The organism is Fibrobacter sp. HC4 (assembly GCF_023373925.1).
Classification (GTDB): domain Bacteria; phylum Fibrobacterota; class Fibrobacteria; order Fibrobacterales; family Fibrobacteraceae; genus Fibrobacter.
In genome coordinates this window covers 17,925-42,211 of the sequence record NZ_JALCZV010000022.1, presented here as the reverse complement: position 1 = coordinate 42,211, position 24,287 = coordinate 17,925, and the positions used below count along the sequence as shown (strand labels likewise).

The window sequence follows — 24,287 nt, the reverse complement described above, 5'->3', positions numbered from 1 at the left end:
GCTGCACCTACAGCGAAAAACGTTTCCTATAGCGAAAAAATCCTCGGTTTAAAACCGAGGATTTTTCTTTAAAGTTTGCGGGACCGACCTGCAGTCCCCACAAAATCAGGACTTACTTCTTCTTGTTGCCCTTAGACTTCGATTCATACCATTCATCGAAGGTGATGGAGCGGTCAACAACGCCATTGGGAGTCAGTTCAAGCACGCGGTTTGCCACAGTCTGCACGAATTCGTGGTCCTGAGAGCAGAAGATCACCGGGCCCTGGAAAGCGGTCAGGCCGTTGTTGAGAGCGGTAATGGCTTCCAAGTCCAAGTGAGCGGTAGGTTCGTCCAGCAGCAAGCAGTTTGCGTTGGAGAGCATCATCTTGGAAAGCATGCAGCGAACCTTTTCACCACCGGAAAGAACGTTACAGCACTTCAGGGCTTCTTCGCCGGTGAAGAGCATACGGCCCAGGAATCCGCGGATAAAGGATTCGTCCTGTTCCTTACTGTACTGGCGCAGCCAATCCACCAGAGAAAGTTCGCTGGCAAAGTAAGCGTCGTTGTTCTTGGGGAAGTAGTTGTAGCTAATGGTGCTACCCCACTTGAGCACGCCGTCGGCAGCCTTGGTTTCTTCGGCAATGAGCTGGAAGAAGGCGGTCTTCAGGGTGTCATATTCGCCAACCAGGGCAACCTTGTCGCCGTTGTTCAGCTTGAAGTTCACACCGTTGCAAACGATGCCATCACCGCCATCGATAGAAGCGTTATTCACTTCCAGCACGATCTTGCCCGGTTCGCGGTCCATCTTGAAGTTGACCCAGGGGAACTTACGGCTAGAAGCCGGCATTTCTTCGACGGTCATCTTATCCAACAGTTTCTTACGGGAAGTAGCCTGCTTGGCCTTTGCGGCGTTGGAAGCGAAGCGGCGGATAAAGGCCTTCAATTCTTCAATCTTTTCTTCGGCGCGGCGGTTCTGGTCCTTACGCTGCTTCTGGGCCAGCTGGCTAGCTGCATACCAGAATTCGTAGTTACCACCGTAGATGTTAATCTTGCCGTAGTCAATATCGCAAGTATGAGTGCAAACCGCATTCAGGAAGTGACGGTCATGGCTCACCACGATCACGATATTTTCGAAACGTTCCAGGTAATCTTCCAACCAGGCGACGGTATCCAGATCCAAGTGGTTGGTAGGTTCGTCAAGCAGAAGAATGTCGGGGTTGCCAAAAAGAGCCTGTGCCAGGAGCACGCGAATCTTCTGACCGCCATCCAGATCGGCCATAAGGCTGTAGTGGAATTCTTCGGGAATGCCCAGACCCTTCAGGAGCACTGCAGCATTGGAGTCAGCTTCGTAACCGCCGATTTCACCGAAACGGGTTTCAATTTCCATGGCCTGCATGCCCTGTTCTTCGGTCATTTCCGGAAGAGCATACAGTTCGTCACGCTTCTTGCCCAGTTCATAAAGTTCCGGGAAACCCATCATCACAGTTTCAAGAACAGTGTTCTGTTCGTAGGCGAAGTGATCCTGCTTAAGGACGGCGATTCGTTCGCCCGGGTCCTTGGTCACGTCACCGGTATTGGGTTCCAGTTCACCGGAAAGGATCTTGAGGAAGGTGGACTTGCCGGCGCCATTTGCACCGATCACACCATAGCAGTTGCCGCGCTTGAAGGAAAGATTCACTTCCTTGAAGAGAACGCGGCTACCATATTGAAGACTTACATTAGAAACATTCAGCATGGCGCCAAATTTAGAATTTTTTTCAAAAAACAAAAGGGACGCCGGCCTCAAAACCGACGTCCTTTTTGCGGAAAGCGGAAAGCATAAAGCGTAGAGGCGAAGCCCCTTTAACCTTTAACCTTTATCCTCTACGCTTTATTAGCCTTTTCCAGTTCGCGAGCGTTGATGATCAGCATCTGCAAACGGTTTTCGATGTTTGCGAAGCTGGTATCCGGGTCGTAGTCCAGAGACAGAACCTGAATATGGGGGCAACGTTCCTTAACAGCCTTGGTCAGGCCGCGACCGGAAATGTGGTTAGCCAAGCAGGCGAAGGGCTGCAGCACAATGTGGCTATTAATGCCATGCTGAGAGTTGTAGATGATTTCGCCCGGAATCAACCAACCTTCACCCGTATTGTAGGTGGGGTCGATAATGTCGCGGACGTAATCCATCAACTCGTAGCAGTCTGCATGATGTTCGTAAAGGCTGAAGTGTTCCTTCATGATCTTGCGAACAGTTTCCAGGGCACGTGTGTAGGCCTTTGCGGTAATGCCACCCACAATGCGGTCGCTAATGGGGTTTGCAGAGAAACCACGCTTCAGCTTTTCGGCACGCACGGCTTCGTCCACGCGGAAGAAGTCGGTCATGCCCGGCAGGTAAACTTCCATGCCGTTGTTCATCAGGTAGTTTTCTACGAAGCCATTGGCGCTGGGGTGGTAGTTCATGAGAATTTCACCCAGCACGGCAACGCGAGGCTTACGGATACCCTTCTTACGGTCTTCGGTGATTTCAATACCGTTGAAGGCATCGATACACTTGGTGAATTCAGCCAGCATCTTGGTGGGGTGCGGCAGTTCAGTCTTCTTCAGGTGACCGCCAATTTCCATGATGCGAGGCATCCAGACGTCGTAAACCTTCTGGGTGTCGCCAGCGTTCACTTCGTAGGGGCGAATAGCGCGGTACATGGTTTCAATAGCGTCCATGGTCACCAGGCCCCACAGCATATGGAGTCTAAAGTCAAGACCGGTCTTAAAGCCCGGATGCATACCCTTCACGTCGTCACCGGTGGTAATGATGCTAACATCTTCGAAGCCAGCTTCATCCAAAGCCTTACGGGCAAGCACAGCGTACTGCACGGCACGGCAGTTTTCGCAGTTCTTGGCCAAACACATAGAAACGTTGGACGGCTTTACTTCGGGGTGTTCCACCAGCCACTTCAAACCTTCACCGATGTTCACCTGACAGGGGAAGCAAATATCGTTATGCACGTACTTCTTACCCAGTTCCACAGCCTTCTTGTCGGCCACGGGCAGGTATTCGGCAATGAAGCCGTTAGCCTTCATGTATTCGCTGGCAAGAACGGTAAATGCAGGAGACAGGTTCGGAGTCAAGATGCGACGGCGAGTCTTATCTTCGGCAACGAACGGAGTATGGAACAGCGGTTCGTTGGAAGCGGGCTTGTCGGGCAGATTTGCAGCACGGCGAGCCTTCACCGTTTCGATAAAGCTCTTGATACGAATGCCAACAGGACCACGGGCGTCACCTTCGTCAAGCTTCAACATCAGCATTTCCTTGTTGGAATCCAGATGGAGCATACGGGACATTTCGTCGGTCAAGATGGAGTCATGACCGCAACCGAAGCTAACGATCTGAGCCAGTTCCACATTAGGATCCTTGGCAGCGATCATGGTAGCGCCAAGCATACGCAGGTGGAAGGTATTCTTGATTTCGACGCGGGTGTGGTTCGGCACATCCTGGTCATACACGCCAGGGAGAGATTCGGTTGTAAGAACCGGAATGCCCATGGCGGTAAAGTGAGAGGCAATGTTGTGGTTGATCAGCGGGTCCACATGGTACGGACGACCGGCAATCACCACGGCAAAAGTATTCTTGGCGCGAACGTCATCAAGGATCTTCTGACCTTCTTCAAGCAAAGTAGTCTTGTAGTCGTTCAGAGCCTTTTCACCTTCATCCACAGCCTTGGAAATCAGCTTCTTGTCCAGTTTCCAGTTTTCATGGAACCAGTCGATGGTCTGAGAGCGACGGAGCTTGGAATTGAACCAGTGGAAGATCGGCTGATCCATGGGAACGCCATAGTTCTTTTCAGGTTCGTCGGTGTTCTTGATGATGTTGGGGTAAGCCTGCACCACCGGGCAAACAGAAGTGGCGTCAAACTTGGTGTGGTCACTGGGAACAGCCACCATCATGGGGAAGAAGATACGGTCAACCTTCTTTTCGATAAGGCTGAGCACATGACCGTGAACAAGCTTTGCCGGGAAGCAGACCGTATCGGAAGGCACGCTGTGCAAGCCAGCTTCGAACATCTTGTAGTCAGAGCTACGGCTTACAACAACCGTGTAACCCAGGCTGGTAAAGAAAGCCTTCCAGAAAGGCAGACTTGCCCAGAATTCAAGAGCGCGAGGAATACCGATGGTCTTCTGAGTACCATCAGCCTTCAACTGCGGTTCCACCAACTTGGCCGGAGCATAGTCCTTCACCAGCAGCTGGTTGGTACGCTTGATCATATCGGGCACGGCCATCATCTTCTTGTTGATTTCGGCGATGAGAGCCTTGGTCTTCGGATCGTTGGGGTCTGCAGTCACTTCACCACGTTCGCAGCGGTTGCCGGTAACGAAGTTCTGACCGTCGCTAAAGGTAACGATGGTTCTGGAGCAATGGTTGGTGCAGTACTGGCAAAGCTGACCCGGCTGGTTGTGCCAGCTGAAAGTCTTCATGGCTTCGAGGCCGATGAAGCTGGACTTCAGTTCCGGATTTTCCTTGCGCTTTTCTTCCATGAACTTCTTGGTGAGAAGAGCAATACCGATTGCACCCATTTCACCCGGACGTTCCGGACGGATGGGCTTCAGGCCCGTGTACTGTTCAAAGGCGCGGAGCACTGCATTGTTCTTGAAGGTACCGCCCTGCACCACCACCTTCTTACCCAGGGTATTCAGGTTGCGGATACGGATCACCTTGGTGAAAACGTTGTTAATAATGGAGCGGCAGATACCGGCGATAATGTCTTCAGGCTGCTTACCATCACGCTGTTCGGTAATGATGGAGCTGTTCATGAACACGGTGCAGCGAGAACCCAGCTGAGACGGGCTCTTGGCATTGAAAGCCAGTTCTGCAATCTTTTCCATGGGAATGCCCAGGGAACGTGCATAAGTTTCGATGAAGGAACCGCAACCCGAAGAGCAGGCTTCGTTCAGGATAATACCGGTAACCACACCGTCCTGAACAGAGATTGCCTTCATGTCCTGACCACCGATATCCAAGATGAAGGACACGTCGGGGCAGATACGCTGGGCAGCGTTTGCATGAGCCACGGTTTCCACAGTGTGGTAGTCGGCATGAACGGCCTTAGCGAAGAGCTGTTCACCATAACCGGTAGTACCCACACCCAGGATGTTCAACTTACAACCGTATTCTTCGTAACGGTCGGTCAGTTCGTTCATGGCATCCTTGAGCACCTGGAGCGGTTCGCCGTTGTTGCTGGCGTAGAAGCCATCGATCACGTTGTCCTGTTCATCGATAAGAACGAACTTGGTGGTGGTGGAACCGGCGTCGATACCCAGGTAGCAATTGATGGTAGAACCGGAAGCGGGCTGCGGGTACACGTTGCTCGCCATCTTGTGATCTTCCAGGAACTGCTGGTATTCCAGGTCGTTCTTGAAGAAGAGGTCGGCGGCAGCCTTGGCCTTATGTTCGGCCTGACGGGCTTCGTTAAAGTGGACCAGGGAGTCCAGAGAGCCTTCTTCGCGGTAAAAGCATTCCTGGTCAGCAAACATGGAGCCCAGGGAGAGAGCAGCGCCCATAGCTACGAGTACTTCGGAATGTTCAGGCACGATAGCCTGTTCATCCGTGATTCCCAGACGTTCCTTGAAGGCGCGGACAAGGGTCGGGTTAAAGGTAAGGGGACCACCTTCGAAAATGACGGGCGGCTTGATTTCCATACCCTGGGCAAGACCACCGATGGTCTGCTTGGCAATGGCATGGAAGCTGGAAAGGGCGATATCTTCCTTGGCGATACCGTTGTTCAGCATGGGCTGAATGTCGGTCTTGGCGAACACACCGCAACGGCCGGAGATTTCATAAACCTTCTGACCGCGCTTGGCGTAACCTTCAAAGGCCTCGGTCTTCACACGGAGGAGTTCTGCCACCTGGTCGATGAACGCACCGGTACCGCCGGCGCAGACACCGTTCATACGCATGTCGCTGGCAATCAGCTTGCCAGTAGTGGGATCCTTTTCAAAGAACACCACCTTGGCGTCCTGGCCACCCAATTCAATAGCGACACGGGTATCGGGGTAAGTAGCACGAACGGCGAGAGCGTTGGCCACCACTTCCTGTACGAAAAATGCGTGAGTTGCCTCGGCAAAGGGCTGACCGCCACTGCCGCAGAAAGCGACTCTAAAGTTCTTGCCCGGGAACAGACCGTGGGCTTCGCGCAGCACCTCATGGACCTTCTGGGCCTGCATGGCGTTATGGCGCTGGTATGTGTAGTGTAAAAGCTTGTTGGTTTCAGGTTCAACGACGGCAATCTTAACGGTTGTAGAACCGACGTCGACACCGACCCATAAATCATTCTTAGTTGTACTCATAGTGCGCCAAATTTAGAAAAATAAGTTTAAAAACATAAACCTACAAAGCCCATTTTTTCTGTAATATGAGCAGAAATTCCCCATAAAAAAACAAAAAAGGTGGCACTAGGCCACCCAGGTATATTTTTTACAGATAAGCTATTAGAACTGCAAACCTATAAAAAGGTTTGCCCTATCGGGCAATAATAACCTTATTGCTGAACAAGACCTGCTTACCGCTCTCGACACGCACATAGAAACTGCCCTTGGCACCCACCAGTTCCTTCAGGGGGACGCTTACGGAACTGCCATAGAATCGGCTAAACAGTTTCTGTCCCTGCATATTGAACACGCTGACAGAAGCCCCGGAATTTTTCAGAGTCAATTCCAGATTGCCACGGGCATAAACCGCACGGCTAGCAGAAACCGCCGGAGTCCTCGGGCCAACCTTGATTGTACCATCAGATTCAGAGGAACCCATCTTCCAGGTGTCGGGAACACGCACCGCAATGCCACGGCCTGCAGTACTCATGTATACGACACCATAGGTATTCATGTCGCCCATAACGAATTCGCCATTGGCAAGACCGCCAAATTCATGACCGTCATCATTTACGCGGGTCCAGGAAGCGCCCTTGTCATCAGAGCCGAACACACCGGTAACGCCGTCAATTGTGGCAAACACATAAATTGCAGGATATCCGCCCTTCGTCTTGGGAGCGCCAAAACCAACGGCCTCGCAATAGCCAACGCCCTTCACCGCAGACCAAGTCTTGCCCCCGTCAGTGGAGTGCTGCAGACTGCCGCCAACGCCCACACCAGTAGACGGATCCTGTTCAGCAATGGGCAGCCACAAGTCGCCCTCATAACCAGGAATCGCACGGAACTTCTTAAAGACGCTCACACCGGGTTTTCCAACAGCGCTAAAACTAACACCCTTGTCGGAACTCTTGTAGAACAGGCCTTCCGTCTTGTTGTAAGCATAGAATACATCCGCATTTTCAGGATCGCCCACCACAAAGGAACCGTTATCGATACCCGTCACTTCCGTGTAGGCCGCATTGCTGTAGCGGTAAACGCTGGTACTACCTTCCATGGGAACAAACAAGGCCACTTCGCCGTCAGTTGAAATAGCGGCGGTGCCGTTGGCAATCTTTTCGTCAAGCTTGCAGTAAGTACCCACAGTCCAAGTCTTTCCGGAATCGCTAGAGAACTGCAGAGGTTCAATAGGAACATCGCTATACTTGCCCTCATACTTACGGGCATTGGCCACCTTCACCAAAGTACCGGACTTCGCCGCATAGGCAAGCCCCTGGGTAGTTCCCAGAGGAACCGCCGTTCCGCTCACGTCCGTCATATGACGGAACTGCGGGAACTTGGTAATATCATCATGACGGAATCCGTCGTAGTCGCCAATAATGGAAATCATGGGGCCGCCAGGAATGCTCACCACCTCGAAAGGCACGGTTTCTTCAACGCCATGGGCACTAAAATGCCAAACCTGATTCATGGCAATCTGATCTTCTTCCCAGGAGTTTTCCGCCTTCGTCACCGTATAATCAGTTAGATTGTCCGTCCTGAAAATTCCATTTCCAGAAGTCACGAAAACGCGATTATGGTCAAAGGGATCCATGGCCACGCTACCCGCCCAGTGAATGGAACCGTCGTGCATCCAGCCGATCCCGTTAGCATCCATCTGCTGCGTTGTCGGATAAACTCCACCTTCCATCCAATAGTAACGGAAAGAGGCAATCCATGTTTCGCCACCATCTGTGGTATGGAAAATATTGGAACCCCAGCGGTCGCTCCACACATCCTTTCCGTCTTCGCCCTTCTTGTACCAGAACTGCGGTCCATTGTAACCTTCCGTGGTCACCACCATTTCCTTATCATCGTTAGGGTTAATGGTGATGCCGCCATAAGGAGCAATATATTCGTACTCATCCGTCTTGGAGTAGTCGGTCATATCATACTTGGCCTCCCCTTCCCCATCCAGATAATCTGCAGGAGAAACGTCAGTCCAGGCGCCCGTCTTCAAATTGCACTTCAGTACGGCTCCGCGACCAAAGCCATCCCAGATCGGGCCCCAGCCTTCGTCCCAACCCATGGAATGAGGGCCGGCACCATCGGCAAAAGTCACCACCATGGAACTTCCATCCTTGGTAATCACGGCACGCTGAGGCATCAGACGGACAACGCCGCCACCCTTCGTAGTACGCAAGCTATCAGGAATCGGCAAAGCCTTCCACGAAGCACCGCCATCCGTCGAAGCAAACACATTTTCAAAAGTCTTGTTCTTGGTAGAACCCTCACGCAAAAAACCGGCATAAAGATTCTTGGAACTGCCAGGCGCATACTGAACAAAGCTAAAACCGGAACCATTCCACGTCGTATCAGACCCGGCCGCAGTTGTCCAGGCATCCACATGACTCCAGCTGGAGCCGTTATCAGCCGACTTCCACAAGCCCTTATTCTTCGAACCGTAGAACATAATCTTCGAATCGTTGGGATCCACAGCCAAGGCTTCCCCATTTCCGCGACCCATGCCGTTTCCGTGGGCACCAAAGCTGGTAACCTTAGCTCCCTTGGTACCATCTTCGTCCCAAGTGTAGAGCAATTCCCAGGAATTACCGCGATCCTTACTGCGCAAGAACGCACTACGGCCATTATTCCAGTAGCTGGTACCGGTCATCATATAGACCACGCCCTCTTCCTGAGGGTCAACGGCAATGGCTTCCACCCCCAGAAGGCCTCGTTCAGTCACATCGACCCAGTCCATGAGCGAAACCCAGCGGGCACCGGATTCATCCCAGCGATAGGCACCGCCCACGTCCGTACGAGCGTAAAAAAGGCCCTTTTCCAGCGGAGAAGCGACAATGGCACTAACGAATCCGCCACCGCCCATGCTGACAGCACTCCAATTAAATCCATCTGCAGCTTTTGCGCCGGCAAAAACAGACAGACCCAACACGAGGCCAGTGGCCCCAAACAACCCTTTAACCATAAACATCCCTTGGGCAGAGCCCTAAATCAGAAAATTCCAAACACCGGAATTTTCAAAACCAGCCATAATATAAACCCCACAAACAACGAAAGTATCCTAAAAGACTTGCGAACCCCAATAACCCTTGAGGTCATTACAACGGAGCATAAGGGTACAACTATTGATTTATTATGGGAAATGCAAAAAAGCCCTGCGACTTGCGTCACAGGGCTCTAAAAGTCAAACTTTTATTGGAATAGAAGATCGTTCAAGAATTACTTCTTCTTGCCCTTCTTCTTACCCTTGGCAGGCTTGTCTTCCTTGGGTTCTTCCTTCTTTGCTTCGGCCTTCTTGCCGCCGCGGAGGTCCTGCATCTTGAAACTTACGTTAATTTCAGCAGTTGCGACCTTGGAGTAGAGTCCACCCGGATCCTTCACCTTGAAGGTGAATTCATCGAGACCGGAGAAGCCCTTGTTCGGCATATAGGTGAAGGAACCATCCTTTTCATTCAGGTTGATCTTACCATTGCGCGGCTTCTGGACAATCTGAACAGACACCGGCTTTTCGCCATCGGGGTCATTCACACCGGACATCAGACCTTCAGAAGCGGAAACCTTAAGTTCATCGCCTTCCTGGGTCATGTAAGTCTGGTTGCTTGCTTCCGGAGCGTTGTTCACGGGGATCACGGTGAACAGAGCGGACTTGCTAGCTTTTGCGCCTTCAGGGTCAGTGACGGTGAAGGTAATGCGTTCCGGCTTGCCCTTCCAGTGTTCGTGCGGCATAGCAACAATAGCGGTCTTAGCGTTCTTGTCATACTTGACAGTCAGGAACTTGTTGCCAGTGAAGGTCCACTTCAGTTCGTCGAAGCGATGGTCCTTATCGCGGGCATACTGGTCAAGCTTGATCTTACCCACAACGCCCTTGTTGTCATTTTCCTTGATGGTGAAGTCAGGAATGTCGCGCATGATCGGAGCAGCATTCACATGCTTAACAACGAACTTGGCAACAGTCTTGTCCATGCCACCAGCCGGATCCTGAGCGGTAAAGACGAGGGTTTCTTCGCCGAACCAATCCTGCTTCTTCGGGCGGATCACAGCTTCGCGACCACCAGAAATTTCAACAGCCAGGTTCTTGGCACCGGTAACCTTCCACTTGATTTCATGAACCTTGTGGTCGGGGTCGGTAACGTAGTTATCCAGCTTGATAGCCTTGAAGGACTTACCTTCCAGAGTTTCCTGGCCAGGAATTTCCTTCACAACAGGAGGATCGTTTACGGGCTTCACGGTGAACTTCACAGGAATGGTAGCCTTTTCGCCAGCCGGGTCAAAGACGTTCACATTCACAGTTTCGGTACCGTTCCAGTACTTGTCCGGAATTTCAACAGTCAGCACACCCTTGTCGTCAATGTTGAAGATCAGGTCATGCTTAACAGCTTCAACAGCAGCACCCTTGGCCTTCTTGCCCTTCTTTGCCGGAGCATTCTTGGCAGCCTTGGAAGCCGGAGTTTCGTTATCCAGAGTCCAAACCAGTTCTTCCAGCTTGTTATCCGGATCGCTTACAACCTTGCTGAAGTCGAAGGGAGCAAACTGCTTCTTTTCTTCGATGACGAAGGGCTGAACAGGCTTCAGAACAGGAGGATCGTTCACCGGGGTCACTTCGAAGGTAGCCTTAGTAGAAGCAGAGGCACCTGCGATATCCTTAACGGTGAAGGTCAGGGTTTCCTTACCGAACCAGTTGGGGTTCGGGGTAATGACGTTAGCACGGTTACCCTTGATATCAACCTTCAGTTCCTTGTTGCCAGAAACAGACCAGTGGAGTTCATTGGGCTTGTTATCCGGGTCAGTTGCAGACTTGGACAGGTCAACAACCTGGAACTTTTCCTTTTCCTTGATCTTCTGACCAGCAACCTTGCTGATTACCGGAGGATCGTTAACCGGGGTCACTTCGAAGGTCAGCTGCTGGGTAGCCTTTGCACCTTCCGGGTCAAAGACGTCGAGCTTGATCTTTTCGGTACCGTTCCAGTACTTATCCGGAGTAGAAACAATCAGCTGCTTCTTGGCATTGATAGAAGCCTTGAGAGCGCGGGTCGGAGCCAGTTCGAACTTCAGCTGTTCAATCTTATGGTCAGGATCAGAAACGAACTTGGTCAGGTCGATGGGCTGGAAGGATTCCTTTTCCTTGATGGTCTGGGTCGGGATCGGAGCGATAGCCGGAGCATCGTTCACAGATTCAACCAGGAAGTTAACGGTCTTGGAGTCCTTAGCACCTTCAGGGTCAGTAACAGTGAAGGTCACGTTACGTTCACCATTCCAGTACTTATCAGCAATCTTGATACGAGCAATGTTCTTGTTGTCGATTTCCACCTGGAATTCGTCAACCGGTTCCGGTGCCGGTGCTTCCGGTTCTTCTTCAACCTTAGCACCCTTCTTGCCCTTCTTAGCAGGCTTCTTAGCCGGCTTCTTGGCAGGAGCAGGAGCAGCAGCGCCAACCTTGGCAACCTTAACGGTCCAAGTCAGGTCTTCCAGCTTGTGGTCCGGATCCTTAACGAACTTGTTAAGATCGATTTCCTTGAACTGGCCCTTTTCCTTGATCTTCTGAGCCGGGATGTCCTTCATGACAGGAGCATCGTTCACAGAAGTGATTTCGAAGGTAGCGGTAGTAGAGGTAGTTGCACCATCCGGGTCAGTGACCTGGATAACCAGCATTTCAGGCTTGCACCAGAAATACGGATCCGGAGCGCTAACGGTAAGAATGCGGCTACCATTGATTTCAGCCTTCAGCTTCTTGTTGCCAGAAACGGTCCACTTCAGTTCGCTGGGCTTGTTGTCCGGATCCTTAACGTATTCGTCAAGCTTGATCTGGGCGAACTGCTGCTTTTCCTTGATCTTCTGGTCGGCAATCTTCTTGACGAAGACCGGAGCGTCGTTCACGCGGGTCACTTCGAAGATCATCTTATGAGTTGCAGATGCACCTTCAGGGTCGGTAACGGTGAATGCGATAGTTTCCTTGCCGTTCCACTGGTCATTGGGAACAGAAACAATAGCGGTATTGTCCTTACGGAGGTCAACCTTCAGACCCTTATTGCCAGACACGCTCCACTTCAGCTGAGTGGTCTTGTGATCCGGGTCAGAAGCGAGAGTAGAAAGGTCGATGGTCTTGAATACACCATTTTCCTTAATGGTTTCACCCTTCGGGGCCTTTTCAGAAATCTTCGGAGGATCGTTAATAGAACGAACTTCGTAGCGAGCGGTCTTTACAGCCTTTGCGCCTTCAGGGTCAGTAACGGAGAAGGTAATGTCTGCAGCACCATTCCAGTACTTATTGGGGATAACGACGGTAGCAACGCGAGCGCCACCTTCGCCCTTGTCCACCTTAACGGACAGGGTTTCACCTGCAGGAGCTTCTTCAGCCTTTGCAGCCTTCTTGCCCTTGGCAGCAGGAGCACCAGCCTTAACCGGCTTCACGTCGAAGGACCACTTCAGATCAGCCTTCTTGTGGTCAGGATCGTTAACCAGGTCGTCCAGCTTGATGGTCTGGAACTGCTTCTTTTCGTCAATGGACTGATCCTTCAGTTCCTTAACAAAGACAGGAGCGTCGTTTACAGATTCAACGGTGAAGGTCACTTCACGGCTATCTGCAGCACCTTCAGGGTCAACGACAGAGAACTTGATCTTTTCAGAACCGTGCCAGAACGGGTTGGGCTGGGTGATAGAAACGTTGTGGCTTGCATCCATAGCAACCTTCAGTTCCTTAGCACCTTCGATCTTCCACTTCAGCTTGTTCTTCGGGTGGTCAAGATCTTCAACATAGTTATCCAGGTTGAAGGACTTGAAGGAGCCCTTTTCCTTGATAGTCTGGTCAGCAATATCCTTCATGACCGGAGCATCGTTAATGGACTTCACGGTAAATGCAGCCGTAGCCTTGGCAGATGCACCTTCCGGGTCAGTAACGGTGAAGGTCAGCTTTTCGGAACCGTTCCACAGAACGTTCGGAGTCTTCACAGAAACCTTGCCGTCCTTGCCAACAGTAACCTTGAGGTCCTTAGCACCGGCAACATCAATCTTGAGCTTGTCGAATGCGTGGTCCGGATCCTTAACGATTGCAGCCAGGTCGAAGTCAGCAAACTGCTGCTTTTCGTCGATGGTCTGATCCTTGATCTGACCGATAGTCGGAGCGTCGTTCACAGACTGAACGGTGAACAGAGCGGTGCAGGTAGCCTTGCCGCCATCCGGGTCTTCCACCTTGAAGGTGATTTCTTCGGCACCATTCCAGTACTTGTCCGGAATAACGATCTTAGCCATACGCTGGCCATCAACAGACACCTTCAGAGCCGGGGTAGCACCCTTGGCCTTGGGCTTGACATCGAAGGACCAGGTGAGCTGATCGGCCTTGTGGTCCGGATCGTTTACGATATCGTTCAGGTTAATGATTGCGAATTCACGCTTTTCAGGAATGGTCTGATCCTTAATGGGCTTGGTGAATACGGGCAGGTCATTTACAGATTCAACAGTGAAGTTGACGGTACGCTTGTCAGCGGCACCTTCAGGGTCAGTAACGGTGAAGGTGATAGCTTCGGAACCATTCCAGTACTTGTTGGGAGTGGTAATGGTAGCCACATGCTTTGCGTCAATAGCAACCTTCAGGTCCTTGTTGCCGGAAACAGTCCACTTCAGCTTAGACTTATCGTGGTCAAGGTCTTCAACGAACTTATCCAGTTCGATGGTCTTGAATTCACCCTTTTCCTTGATGGTCTGGCCAGCAATATCCTTCATGACAGGAGGATCGTTGATGGACTTCACGGTGAACACAGCGTCGCTCTTGGCAGAAGCACCTTCCGGGTCAGTAACGGTGAAGGTCAGCTTTTCGGAACCGTTCCACAGCGGAGACGGAGCCTTAACAGTAGCGATACCGGACTTGTCGATATTAACCTTAAGTGCCTTGGCACCGGCAACATCCCACTTCAACTGGCCAAAGGCATGGTCAGCATCAGAAGCGAGTTCAGCCAGGTTGATAGAAGCGAATTCCATCTTTTCGTCGATCATCTGGTCCGGAATCTTCTTGAGAACCGGCACATCATTTACAGACTGAACGGTAAAGACGGCCTTAGAGGTAGCCTTTGCGCCTTCCGGGTCAGTGGCGGTGAAGGAGATTTCATCGGCACCGTTCCAGAGCTTGTTGGGGATAACGATCTTGGCAACCTGCTGAGCGTCGATTTCAACAGTGAGGCCAGGTTCCTTGCCCTTGATAGTAGACTTGACATCAACAGAGAAGGTCAGGTCGCTAAGCTTGTGGTCCAGGTCACGAACCATTTCACCCAGCTTGACCGGAGTGAACTGGCCCTTTTCCTTGATGGTCTGCGGAGCAATCTGCTTTACGAATTCGGGAACGTCGTTCACGGATTCAACAGTGTAAGCCACAGAGCGTTCATCGGTAGCGCCTTCCGGGTCAGTCACCTTGATGGTGAGAGTTTCGGAACCGTTCCACTGCGGAGACGGAGGAGTTACCTTCATAACGCGGTTACCGTCAACAGCAACCTTAAGTTCGCGGTTACCGGTGATGGTCCACTTCAGCTTATCCTTGGAGTGGTCCAGATCATCAACATACTTATCCAGTTCAACAACCTTGAACTGTTCCTTTTCCTTGATGGTCTGTTCCGGGATATCCTTCATGACAGGAGGATCGTTGATGGACTTCACGGTGAGCTTCATCTGAGTCTTAGCAACGCCACCTTCGGGGTCGGTTGCAGAGAAGGTCAGAGTTTCAGAACCGTTCCAGAGTTCGCTGGGGGTCTTGAAAGAAACTTCGCGAGTCTTGTTATTCAGGTTGACCTTGATATCCTTGTTGCCGGTAATTTCAACCTTGAGCTTGGAAATATCGTGGTCAGCGTCAGACAGATATTCGTCCAGAACGATAGAAGAGAATTCGTTCTTTTCTTCGATAGTCTGGTCAGGAATCTTCTTGAATACAGGCAGGTCGTTGATGGACTTCACAGACAAAGTCACATCCTGCTTGACAGAAGCGCCATCCGGGTCGGTGCAGGTGAAGGTCACCACTGCAGTACCGTTCCAGTAGGTATCCGGGATTTCGATGGAAGCCACGCGAGAATCATCGATGTTCACGCTGAGGGTACCAGATTCCGGTTCCTTGCCCTGATGCTTAACATCAGCTTCCCAGGACAGTTCGGAATTCTTGTGGTCGGCATCCTTCACGAATTCGTCAAGTTTGATCTTGGCGAACAGCTTCTTTTCGTCGATGGTCTGGTTGGGGATAGCCTTGACCAGAACAGGAACGTCGTTCACAGAGTTAACGGTGAAGGTATTTTCGGATTCAGCGCATGCGCCTTCGGGGTCGCAAGCCTTGAACTTGATGGATTCGCTACCGTTCCAGAGTTTGTTCGGAATCTTGATAGTAGCGGTCTTGCCATTCAGAACAACCTTCAGGTCCTTAGTACCAGAAATGGTCCACTTAAGTTGTTCGAAAGAGTGGTCCGGATCCTTGATCAGCTTGTCCAGTTCGATGGGCTTGAATTCCTGCTTTTCATCGATGGTCTGTTCAGGAACATCTTGAACAAATTCAGGAGCATCGTTAATGGACTTAACGGTGAAGGTTACCTTAGCGCTAGCGGAAGCACCGGCAGCGTCGGTTGCCTTGAAGATAAAGGTTTCAGAGCCGTTCCAGAATTCATTCGGGATCTTGACGTTGGCGGTACCGTACTTGTCGATTTCGACCTTCAGGTCCTTACCACCTTCGACAGTCCACTTCAGCTTGGCGACATCGTCATCAACGTCGCTCACGAAATCAGTGAGGCTGATGGATTCGAATTCATTCTTTTCATCGATGGTCTGGTCAGGAATCTTCTGCATGACCGGAGCATCGTTAATGGGCTTCACAGTGAACACAGCGGTCTTGGAATCGCTGGCGTATTCACCATCAGTTGCAGTGAACTTGATCTTTGCGGAACCATACCAGTTGGGGTCCGGGATCACCACAGTGGCAACGCGGTTCGGGTCGATTTCCACGTTCAGGTCGCCATCGGCCTGATCCTTGCCATTGGGCTGGATATCGAATTCCCAAAGCATCTGATTCTTCGGATGGTCGGGGTCAGTAACGAAGTCATCAAGCTTGATCTTGGTGAACTGCTTACCTTCGTCGATGGTCTGGTCAGGAATCTGAGCCACCACCGGAGGATTGTTCACGGATTCAACATTGAAGTTTACAGTTTCAGAACCGATTGCGCCCTTAGTATCGGTAGCGGCGAAGGTAATGTCTTCGTTGCCGTTCCAGTACTGATCGGGTGTTTCGATGGTTGCCACGCGTTCCGGAGAAATGGACACCTTCAGCTTCTTGTTGCCGGAGACGGACCACTTCAGCTGGTTCGGCTTATCCATATCGTCGGATACGTAGCTATCCAACTTAATCGGTGCAAATTTGCCACCTTCGTTAATGGATTCACCAGGAATACCCATCACGGAAGGAGCGTTATTTTCGACAGCGGCTGCATTACCAGAACCAGCTTCTTGAGCAATTACGCCGACCGAGGCCAGTAGTCCGGTTGAAGCAAGCAGAGCTGCTACAGACCAGTTTTTTCGTTTCATTTATGATCTCCCATAAATTCCATCCACTATGCATTCGTTCACTTTTGTTTTCACAAAAACCATAAACACGCTAGCGGTAAAGCGAGTTATACCGCCCAAATATAGTGTTTTCAAACACATTTTTACAAAAAACTGACGTTTTTAAGCCCAAAATGGAACTTTTAACACTTGACAAAAAAGACAATCTTTCGTAAGTCGTTGATAATCAACAAGATACCAAAGTAATTAAAAAAAAAGTTTTTTTCATAAAATAAGAGAGACGGGATAGTCTTTCCTGTAATGGGTTCACCCAGTCAGAACGTCTAATTGTAAATTTTTCGTAAAATTGAAACTTTTTTACGTCCGAGTTGCCCAGGACCCCCTTTTTGAGGCCCTTTTTCTATGACAAGTTTCCAACAAAAAATTATCTTGCATACAGAATTAACAATAATAAAAAGGTGTATATAATGAAATTCGTATTCCTCTGCGACGCAAATTACCTCAAGGGTGACATGGTCAACTTCGTGAACAACTTCCCCACCAATCACGAACTGGTCACCATGACTTCCGACGAACTGCTCCAGACCAAGTCCATCTTTGACGGCACTTTCGCAGTTCTCGCCGAACGTACCACCTGGCAGAAGAATTTCAGCCTGTTCCGCTACTTCGGTCTGTTGCCCCTGCTGGAAGTCCTTCCCCTGGGCGTCGTTAGCCGTTCTCGCCGTAGCGAGCCCCTCAAGGGCCGTACCCAGAACCGCAACCAGGAAATCTACTTCAACCCCTCCTCCACCGCCGAAGAACTCTTCCTCCAGGTGGACAAGTTCGTTGCAGCTCCTCCTGCAGGTTTCACCTACCCCCGCGGCACCGCAAAGGCTTAATCAAAAGCTTTTATGCAGCGTAAGGTTCTAGACAACCTGTACCGTCAAGGCGGTCTGACCCTTTTCGCCTTCCCTTGTGAACAAGCCGACACCCAAAAGTCGGCTATTCCTCTGGAAAGCCTACAAAATCTGGCTCTGGCGCTCAACGCCGGGGCTTCTTTTGTGCTTATGGATTTTTCGGGCAAACATCCTTTTAACGACACCGTACTCAAAAGGAGCCTTCCCGAAAACGACGACCAGTTCCGCGAACTTTACCACCTGCTGCAAGAAATCAAGAAAACAACGCCCCAGGTCATCGGCATCCTTCCGCAAGAAGTTACCGAGGTACAGGCCCGCTACCTGGCGCTTATCGCCCGCGGTCTCATCATCGCCGACAACGACGAACCCAACAGCGACGCGGCGGCAATTTATCTGGAAGACGCACCTAGCCTGCAGAAAATACCTCTGCTCTGGTTACACAAGTTTGTTCCAAGCCGCCGTCGTTTCCCCGGTGCAGCAAAGGCAGTAAAGCGCAGCGTATCCCTGTTCGGCGAAGTCCGTAAAAGCAACTGGCAGACAAATCCAGCCGGCTTCGTCAAGATCATCGAGAACCTGCACAAGCTGGAGATTCTCAGAAAGAATCCCCTAGACGGTATTTCCAAAGTCTTCAAGCGATTCTTCCCGCTGTTCCTGCTACTGGCAATTACAATTCCGTTCTTCTTCTTCAGCCACCTGGAACCCGGAGTTTCGAACATCCGCAACAGGACCCAGGAGCGAGACCACCTGTCTGTGGCACCGTCCTTCGAATACGTTTTCGACGGCAAGGAAACCATGCAACGAATCGCCCGTTACGCCATCGGACGATTCAACGCCACCATTACAAACGAACGCATGATCCGTCAATACGTCAACGTCACCCTAGACGAAAACGGTTACGACGGCAAATCCTGGGAAAAGAACGGGTTCCACATCCCTCCCGCCGGAACAACAATCAAGTATTCCCGCCCCGACTACCTGGGCCAAACAGCCACAGACTCCATCGGTGCCGCCTGGAAGTACTGGACCTCCATCGTCTCTGACAGCATCAGCTACCTTACTGAATTTTACCACGCAAAGCCGAGCGCCAACCAGCGCCAGCACAACGGCATTGACCTGGCCAGCCGCCAGGGCGCCCGAATCCTGGCACCGTTCGCAGCAAAGGCCTGGACCAGCAAAGACGAAAGAGGCGGCGTCATCATCGGCCTTGTACGCGAAAAGGACGTCATCCTGTTCATGCACTGCGACAAGCTCCTTTACCTAGACGGCCAGGAAGTTATGGCAGGCGATCCCATCGCAACCGTAGGTATCACGGGACACACTACAGGCCCTCACGCCCATGTTGTCACAGGCCTTATCGACAGGAACGGAGACAAGCGCATCGGCAACGTCCGCTACAAGGTAATCGACCCTATCAAGTGGTTCTATCTCTTTAAGCCAAACAGTCCCTAGCCCTTTATTTTAGCGGAATCCAGCCCGCCAGCCGTTGTAAAAAACACAACACTCTACATCGTTTTTTTCTGTGTGATTTTTAACACAAGCGAAACGAAAATATGCTCAAAAAAACTTTTTCTTATGCTTTTTAGGCATTGTGTAATCTAAAAATTACATTTGCCATCTCGCCAAGATATCCACAAATAAATAACTTTGCACGCGGAATTAGGGATTGGTAAAAAACAACGGGTAAAAAAGGAAATAAAAATGAAGTTTAGTGTTTTGGCTTTCTTGACCATTACCGCCGCCCTACTCACCGCATGCTCCGGCATCGTCACCCCCAAGGCAGAACTGGCTTCCCACGACTCTGACCACAGCATTCCCGCTATTGACAACATGATCGTATCCCTGAAGCAGGAATACATCAACAAGTGCTACATGCCCGTCGCCAAGCGCAATCCTCCAGAAAACGCCTGCCAGTCTGAACTGTTCCAGACTCTGGAACGCCGCTACAATTTGAACTTCAACCAGAACCACGTGGCCATGGCCGCAAACGTCCTGTTCTTCAAGGATGTGGATGCAAAGATCGTAGAAATGTCCCGTAACGATCCCGAAGTCCGTAACGCCATCCGCGCAGGCGCTTTCACCAGCACCAGCGAAATGCTGGCCTACTACAAGGGCAAGTATCAGTTTGAAACTCAGCTGGAACAGTACTAATCGCCCCTTGGCCAATCAATAAATAAGGTTTGATTCAAACGCCCTGGTTTAAAAACCGGGGCATTTTTTCTAGATTTACACCGCAAATTTTATTGAGTCCGTTATGTACGGACCCGCAAACAAACGAGACACACTATGGGAAAATCATTATACCAGAAAATTTTCGAAAGCCACACTGTTGCTAAGCTCGAGAGCGGCCAGTGCCAGCTTTTCATCGGTCTCCACCTCTGCCACGAAGTGACCAGCCCCCAGGCTTTCGCTTCCCTTCGTGAAGAAGGTACCAAGGTCCTGTTCCCGGAACGCACCTTCGCTACCGTTGACCACATTATTCCCACCACTTTCCCGGAACGTAACCGTCCCCTCCAGGACGGCATTTCCGAAGAAATGTTCTCCCATATTGAAAAGAACACCGAATCCAACGGCATCAAGTTCTTTGGCCCCAAGACCTGCGAACAGGGCGTGATCCACATCGTTGGCCCGGAAGAAGGCGTGACCCAGCCGGGTATGACCGTCGCTTGCGGTGACTCCCATACTGCCACCCACGGTGCTTTCGGTGCTATCGCATTCGGTATCGGCACCAGCCAGGTTGCCGACGTTCTCGCTACCCAGACTTTGGCCATGAGCCCCCTCAAGACCCGTCGCATCAACTTCACTGGTAAGCTGAAGCCGGGCGTTACCGCTAAGGATGTTGCCCTCGCCTACATCGCAAAGCTTGGCGTGAACGGTGGCGTTGGCTACGCTTACGAATTTGCAGGCCCGGTTATCGAAGCTATGAGCATGGAAGGCCGTATGACCATCTGTAACATGGCTATCGAAGGCGGCGCACGCGTTGGCTACTGCAACCCCGACGAAAAAACTTTTGAATTCCTGAAGGGCAAGCCCTACGCTCCCAAGGCAGACAAGTGGGATGAAGCTGTTGCCTACTGGAAGTCCGTGGCTACCGACGCCGACGCTCAGTTCGACGACGAAATCGAAATCAACTGCGACAACCTGGAATCCATGGTGACCTGGGGTATCACTCCGGCACAGGCAATCCAGCTCAACGACAACATGCCGAAGATCGCAGAATTCGAAGGCTCCGAAAAGAAGGTCATCTCCGAAGCTTATGAATACATGGGCTGGGAAGAAGGTGGCAAGATGATCGGCACCCCCATCGACATCGCATTCGTGGGTTCCTGCACCAACGGTCGTTTGTCCGACCTTCAGGCTGCTGCTGAAATCATCAAGGGCCACAAGGTTGCCGACACCGTCAAGATGTGGGTTGTTCCGGGCTCCATGAAGATCAAGGTTGAAGCAGAAGCTCTCGGCCTCGACAAGATCTTTAAGGAAGCAGGTGCAGAATGGCGCGAAGCTGGCTGCTCTCTCTGCCTCGCTATGAATCCGGATAAGCTAAAGGGCCGTCAGGTTAGCGCTTCTTCCAGCAACCGTAACTTCAAGGGCCGCCAGGGTTCTCCCACCGGCCGTACCATTTTGATGAGCCCCGCCATGGTCGCCGCTGCCGCTATCGAAGGCAAGGTCACCGACGTCCGCAAGTACATCAAGTAATTGGAACAAGGAGATTTAAAAATGAATTCTATTGACATCGTTAAAGGTTCCGGCGTTCCTGTTCGCGGTAACGACATCGATACCGACCGTATCATTCCGGCTCGCTTCCTCAAGTGCGTGACTTTCGAAGGTCTCGGCGCAAACGCTTTCGCTGACGATATCGCCGGCCTGGAAGCCCAGGGCAAGGTTCACCCCTTCCGTGACCCGGCCTACAAGAACGGCACCATCCTGGTTTCCAACCAGAACTTCGGTTGCGGTTCCAGCCGTGAACACGCTCCTCAGGCTCTGAAGCGCTGGGGCATCAAGGCCATCATCGCTGAAAGCTATTCCGAAATCTTCTTCGGCAACTGCGTTGCTCTTGGCGTTCCCTGCTTCAAGGTTGACCACGCTACAGCAGACAAGATTCTCGCATGGATCGAAGCTAATCCTTCCAAGGAACTGGAAACCAGCACCGACGCTCGCACCCTGAAGCTGGGTGACGAAACCATCGCCCTCACTCTGGCTGATGGTCCTCGCGGTCAGTTCCTGGACGGTTCCTGGAACGCTCGCTCCGCCCTCCAGGCTAACGCCGACAAGGTGCAGGAACTGGCTTCCAAGCTTCCGTACATGAACTTTCTCAAGTAGTAGGGCGCACCTGCTCCACAAGGTGGATAACTCTACTACGGAACTAAAGTTCCAAGTATCGTATAGGTGCTTTGAGGCAAGAGGTCGCTTCGCTTAGAGGTCGGCACTCCGTGCCTTAAAGGCAAAAGAGCGAATTAAAAATGCTCGGGTCACTAGACTCGGGCGTTTTTTTTGTAGTTACACAAAAATCGTGATTTAGTATCACAAAATTTAATTCTTTATTTTTACTGATTTATAATAAATATTTAGTATTTATTCGTAAATTTTAAATAAAAATACATCATTTCGAAATAAAATTTGTATATTACCCCATGGAGGAATAAACCATGGTCAAGTACACACCCTTTTCTGACGAAGCAGTCCTTGTTGAATTTGGCAAACGCATTGCAGGCTACAGGCTCAACAACAACTGGACACAGGCGGAGCTCGCTAACAGGGCGGGCGTCAGCAAAAGCACCGTGGAGCACATCGAAAAAGGGCAATCCACCCAACTTCTGAACATGGTAAAAATTCTGCGCGCACTGGGGCTTTTGAACCAGTTTATCAGCATTGTTCCTGAGCTTGGCCCAAGCCCCATGGAACTTCTGATGCAGTCCAAGAACCAGCAAAAGAACAAGCGCAAGCGTGCCTCCAAACCAAGAAACAATACACAGGGGCAGGCAAGTTCTTTCGACAGTCCAAATGATTTTTCTGAAACAAGTATCGCCGCCGAACCTAAGTCCAAATGGGTTTGGGACGAAGACAAGTAAGTCCATTTGGGAGGATTCATGATCGCCGTCGAAGTCAAGCTTTGGGGAACAACCATCGGGGCGCTTTCCATGCAGGAAGGCGAATCTGTGGCGCATTTTGAATACGCACCCGCATTTGTCGGGGCCGGCGTCGAGCCCTCGCCCATTACTATGCCCGTAAACCGTCAAATTTACACATTTCCGCTTTTATCTAACACGTTTAAAGGTCTGCCAGGACTTTTCGCCGACTCCATTCCCGACAAGTTCGGCAACAGGCTCATCGATTCCTGGCTTATAAAGCAAGGGAGGAATCCCGAGTCTTTTACAGCCCTGGAGCGTCTCTGCTATACAGGCAACCGCGGCATGGGCGCCCTGGAATTTTATCCAGTCGAAGGTCCCGCCGCAAGCGAGAACGACATTCTGGATGTAGAAAACCTCCGAAACTTCGCCGCAAGCATTTTAGACAGCCGAAAGAATTTCAGGGCTAGCATCGGCAAAGGAGCCGCAAGCAAAACGCCCACCATCAGAACAAAAAAGCAGCAGCAGACCTTCGAGCAGATTCTTCGCGTAGGCACATCCGCAGGCGGCGCAAGGGCAAAGGTGCTTATCGCCCTGGACGAAACCACCGGCGAAATCCGTTCCGGGCAAGTCGCCAATGGCGAAAACTTTTCCTATTGGCTTCTGAAGCTGGACGATGTGCAGAACAACAGCGACAAGGAAAAGGCTGATTTCCAAGGCTACGGCCCTATCGAATACACCTACTACCAGATGGCGCTGGCAGCAGGCATCCAGATGTCGGAATGTCGTCTATTGGAAAAAGCAGGACACAGGCACTTTATGACAAGACGCTTTGACCGCCTCGCCGGTGGCAAGAAGTTGCATTACCAGTCCCTCTGCGCACTCGCCCACTACGACTTCAATGCTGCAGGTGCCTACAGCTACGAGCAGGCAATTACCGTAATCAAGCAGCTAGGCCTCGGTTACGATGCCCTCGAAGAATTTTTCCGCAGGGCAGTTTTTAACATTTGTGCCCGCAACCAGGACGATCACGCAAAGAACATCGGATTTCTGATGAACAAGCGGGGCGAATGGAGCCTGGCCCCCGCATTCGACATGACTTACGCCTACAATCCGGGCGGTCTCTGGACCGGTACCCATCAGCTCACCTTCAACGGCAAGCGTGACTATTTCACCACTGACGATTTCAAGGCCGTGGCAAAGTTTGCTGGCCTTAAGCAAGGCCGCTACAAAAAAATATTGGCCGACGTGCAAAGCGCAGTCAGCCAATGGAGTAAGTTTGCAAAAACAAACGAAGTTAGAGCGGAATATATCAAGCAGATCAAGGCTGTACACAGAACGTTTTAGGTTTTACCCCTTCATCTTCCACAACGCCACCATCAAGGCAAAATTCACAAAAATAACGTTTTTCATTCATCAGCCCAATTTTAAAAGCAAAAGCCGCAAAATCAAACAGAACAATACAAACAAAACGAATTTCACAATACAAGAAAGG

At 51.1% G+C, this 24,287-nt stretch carries 11 protein-coding genes; 7 read left to right on the top strand and 4 right to left on the bottom strand.

The features are described from left to right. Positions 1-112: 112 nt before the first annotated feature. The 4 genes from MMG03_RS13195 to MMG03_RS13180 form a co-directional block, all read right to left on the bottom strand. The gene (locus MMG03_RS13195; protein ID WP_073160517.1) at positions 113-1,714 is read right to left on the bottom strand and encodes an ABC-F family ATP-binding cassette domain-containing protein; all 1,602 of its coding nucleotides are present in this window, start codon (positions 1,712-1,714) and stop codon (positions 113-115) included. A gap of 128 nt (positions 1,715-1,842) precedes the next feature. Then, positions 1,843-6,297: an acyl-CoA dehydratase activase gene (locus MMG03_RS13190; RefSeq protein ID WP_073160411.1), complete on the bottom strand. Its 4,455-nt coding sequence runs from the start codon at positions 6,295-6,297 to the stop codon at positions 1,843-1,845. A 172-nt stretch (positions 6,298-6,469) separates the two neighbouring features. Next, positions 6,470-9,280: a T9SS type A sorting domain-containing protein gene (locus MMG03_RS13185; RefSeq protein WP_170932288.1), complete on the bottom strand. Its 2,811-nt coding sequence runs from the start codon at positions 9,278-9,280 to the stop codon at positions 6,470-6,472. A gap of 254 nt (positions 9,281-9,534) precedes the next feature. After that, positions 9,535-16,854 carry a tandem-95 repeat protein gene (locus MMG03_RS13180; protein WP_073160407.1) on the bottom strand — a complete coding sequence of 2,440 codons (7,320 nt, stop codon included), beginning with the start codon at positions 16,852-16,854 and terminating at the stop codon, positions 9,535-9,537. 446 nt (positions 16,855-17,300) lie between these two features. On the opposite strand from MMG03_RS13180, the gene MMG03_RS13175 reads away from it, so the two are divergent. The 7 genes from MMG03_RS13175 to MMG03_RS13145 all read left to right on the top strand — a co-directional run bounded on the left by MMG03_RS13175 (position 17,301) and on the right by MMG03_RS13145 (position 24,139). Then, a complete protein-coding gene (locus MMG03_RS13175) occupies positions 17,301-17,711 on the top strand; it encodes a hypothetical protein (RefSeq protein ID WP_073160405.1) in 411 nt (136 codons plus the stop codon). 12 nt (positions 17,712-17,723) lie between these two features. Further along, complete coding sequence (locus MMG03_RS13170) at positions 17,724-19,178, top strand: M23 family metallopeptidase (RefSeq protein WP_088666474.1); 1,455 nt, start codon at positions 17,724-17,726, stop codon at positions 19,176-19,178. Positions 19,179-19,427: 249 nt separating this feature from the next. Further along, positions 19,428-19,877, top strand: a complete 450-nt coding sequence (locus tag MMG03_RS13165; protein WP_073160401.1) for a hypothetical protein — start codon at positions 19,428-19,430, stop codon at positions 19,875-19,877. Positions 19,878-20,012: 135 nt separating this feature from the next. Then, on the top strand, positions 20,013-21,422 hold the full coding sequence (leuC, locus tag MMG03_RS13160) for a 3-isopropylmalate dehydratase large subunit (RefSeq protein ID WP_249506481.1): 1,410 nt from the start codon (positions 20,013-20,015) through the stop codon (positions 21,420-21,422). A 21-nt stretch (positions 21,423-21,443) separates the two neighbouring features. Further along, on the top strand, positions 21,444-22,046 hold the full coding sequence (locus MMG03_RS13155; RefSeq protein ID WP_073160397.1) for a 3-isopropylmalate dehydratase small subunit 2: 603 nt from the start codon (positions 21,444-21,446) through the stop codon (positions 22,044-22,046). 326 nt (positions 22,047-22,372) lie between these two features. Beyond that, the gene (locus MMG03_RS13150) at positions 22,373-22,795 is read left to right on the top strand and encodes a helix-turn-helix domain-containing protein (protein ID WP_088666475.1); all 423 of its coding nucleotides are present in this window, start codon (positions 22,373-22,375) and stop codon (positions 22,793-22,795) included. Positions 22,796-22,813: 18 nt separating this feature from the next. Further along, positions 22,814-24,139, top strand: coding sequence for a type II toxin-antitoxin system HipA family toxin (locus tag MMG03_RS13145; RefSeq protein WP_249506480.1), 1,326 nt, complete (start codon positions 22,814-22,816; stop codon positions 24,137-24,139). Positions 24,140-24,287: the final 148 nt, after the last annotated feature.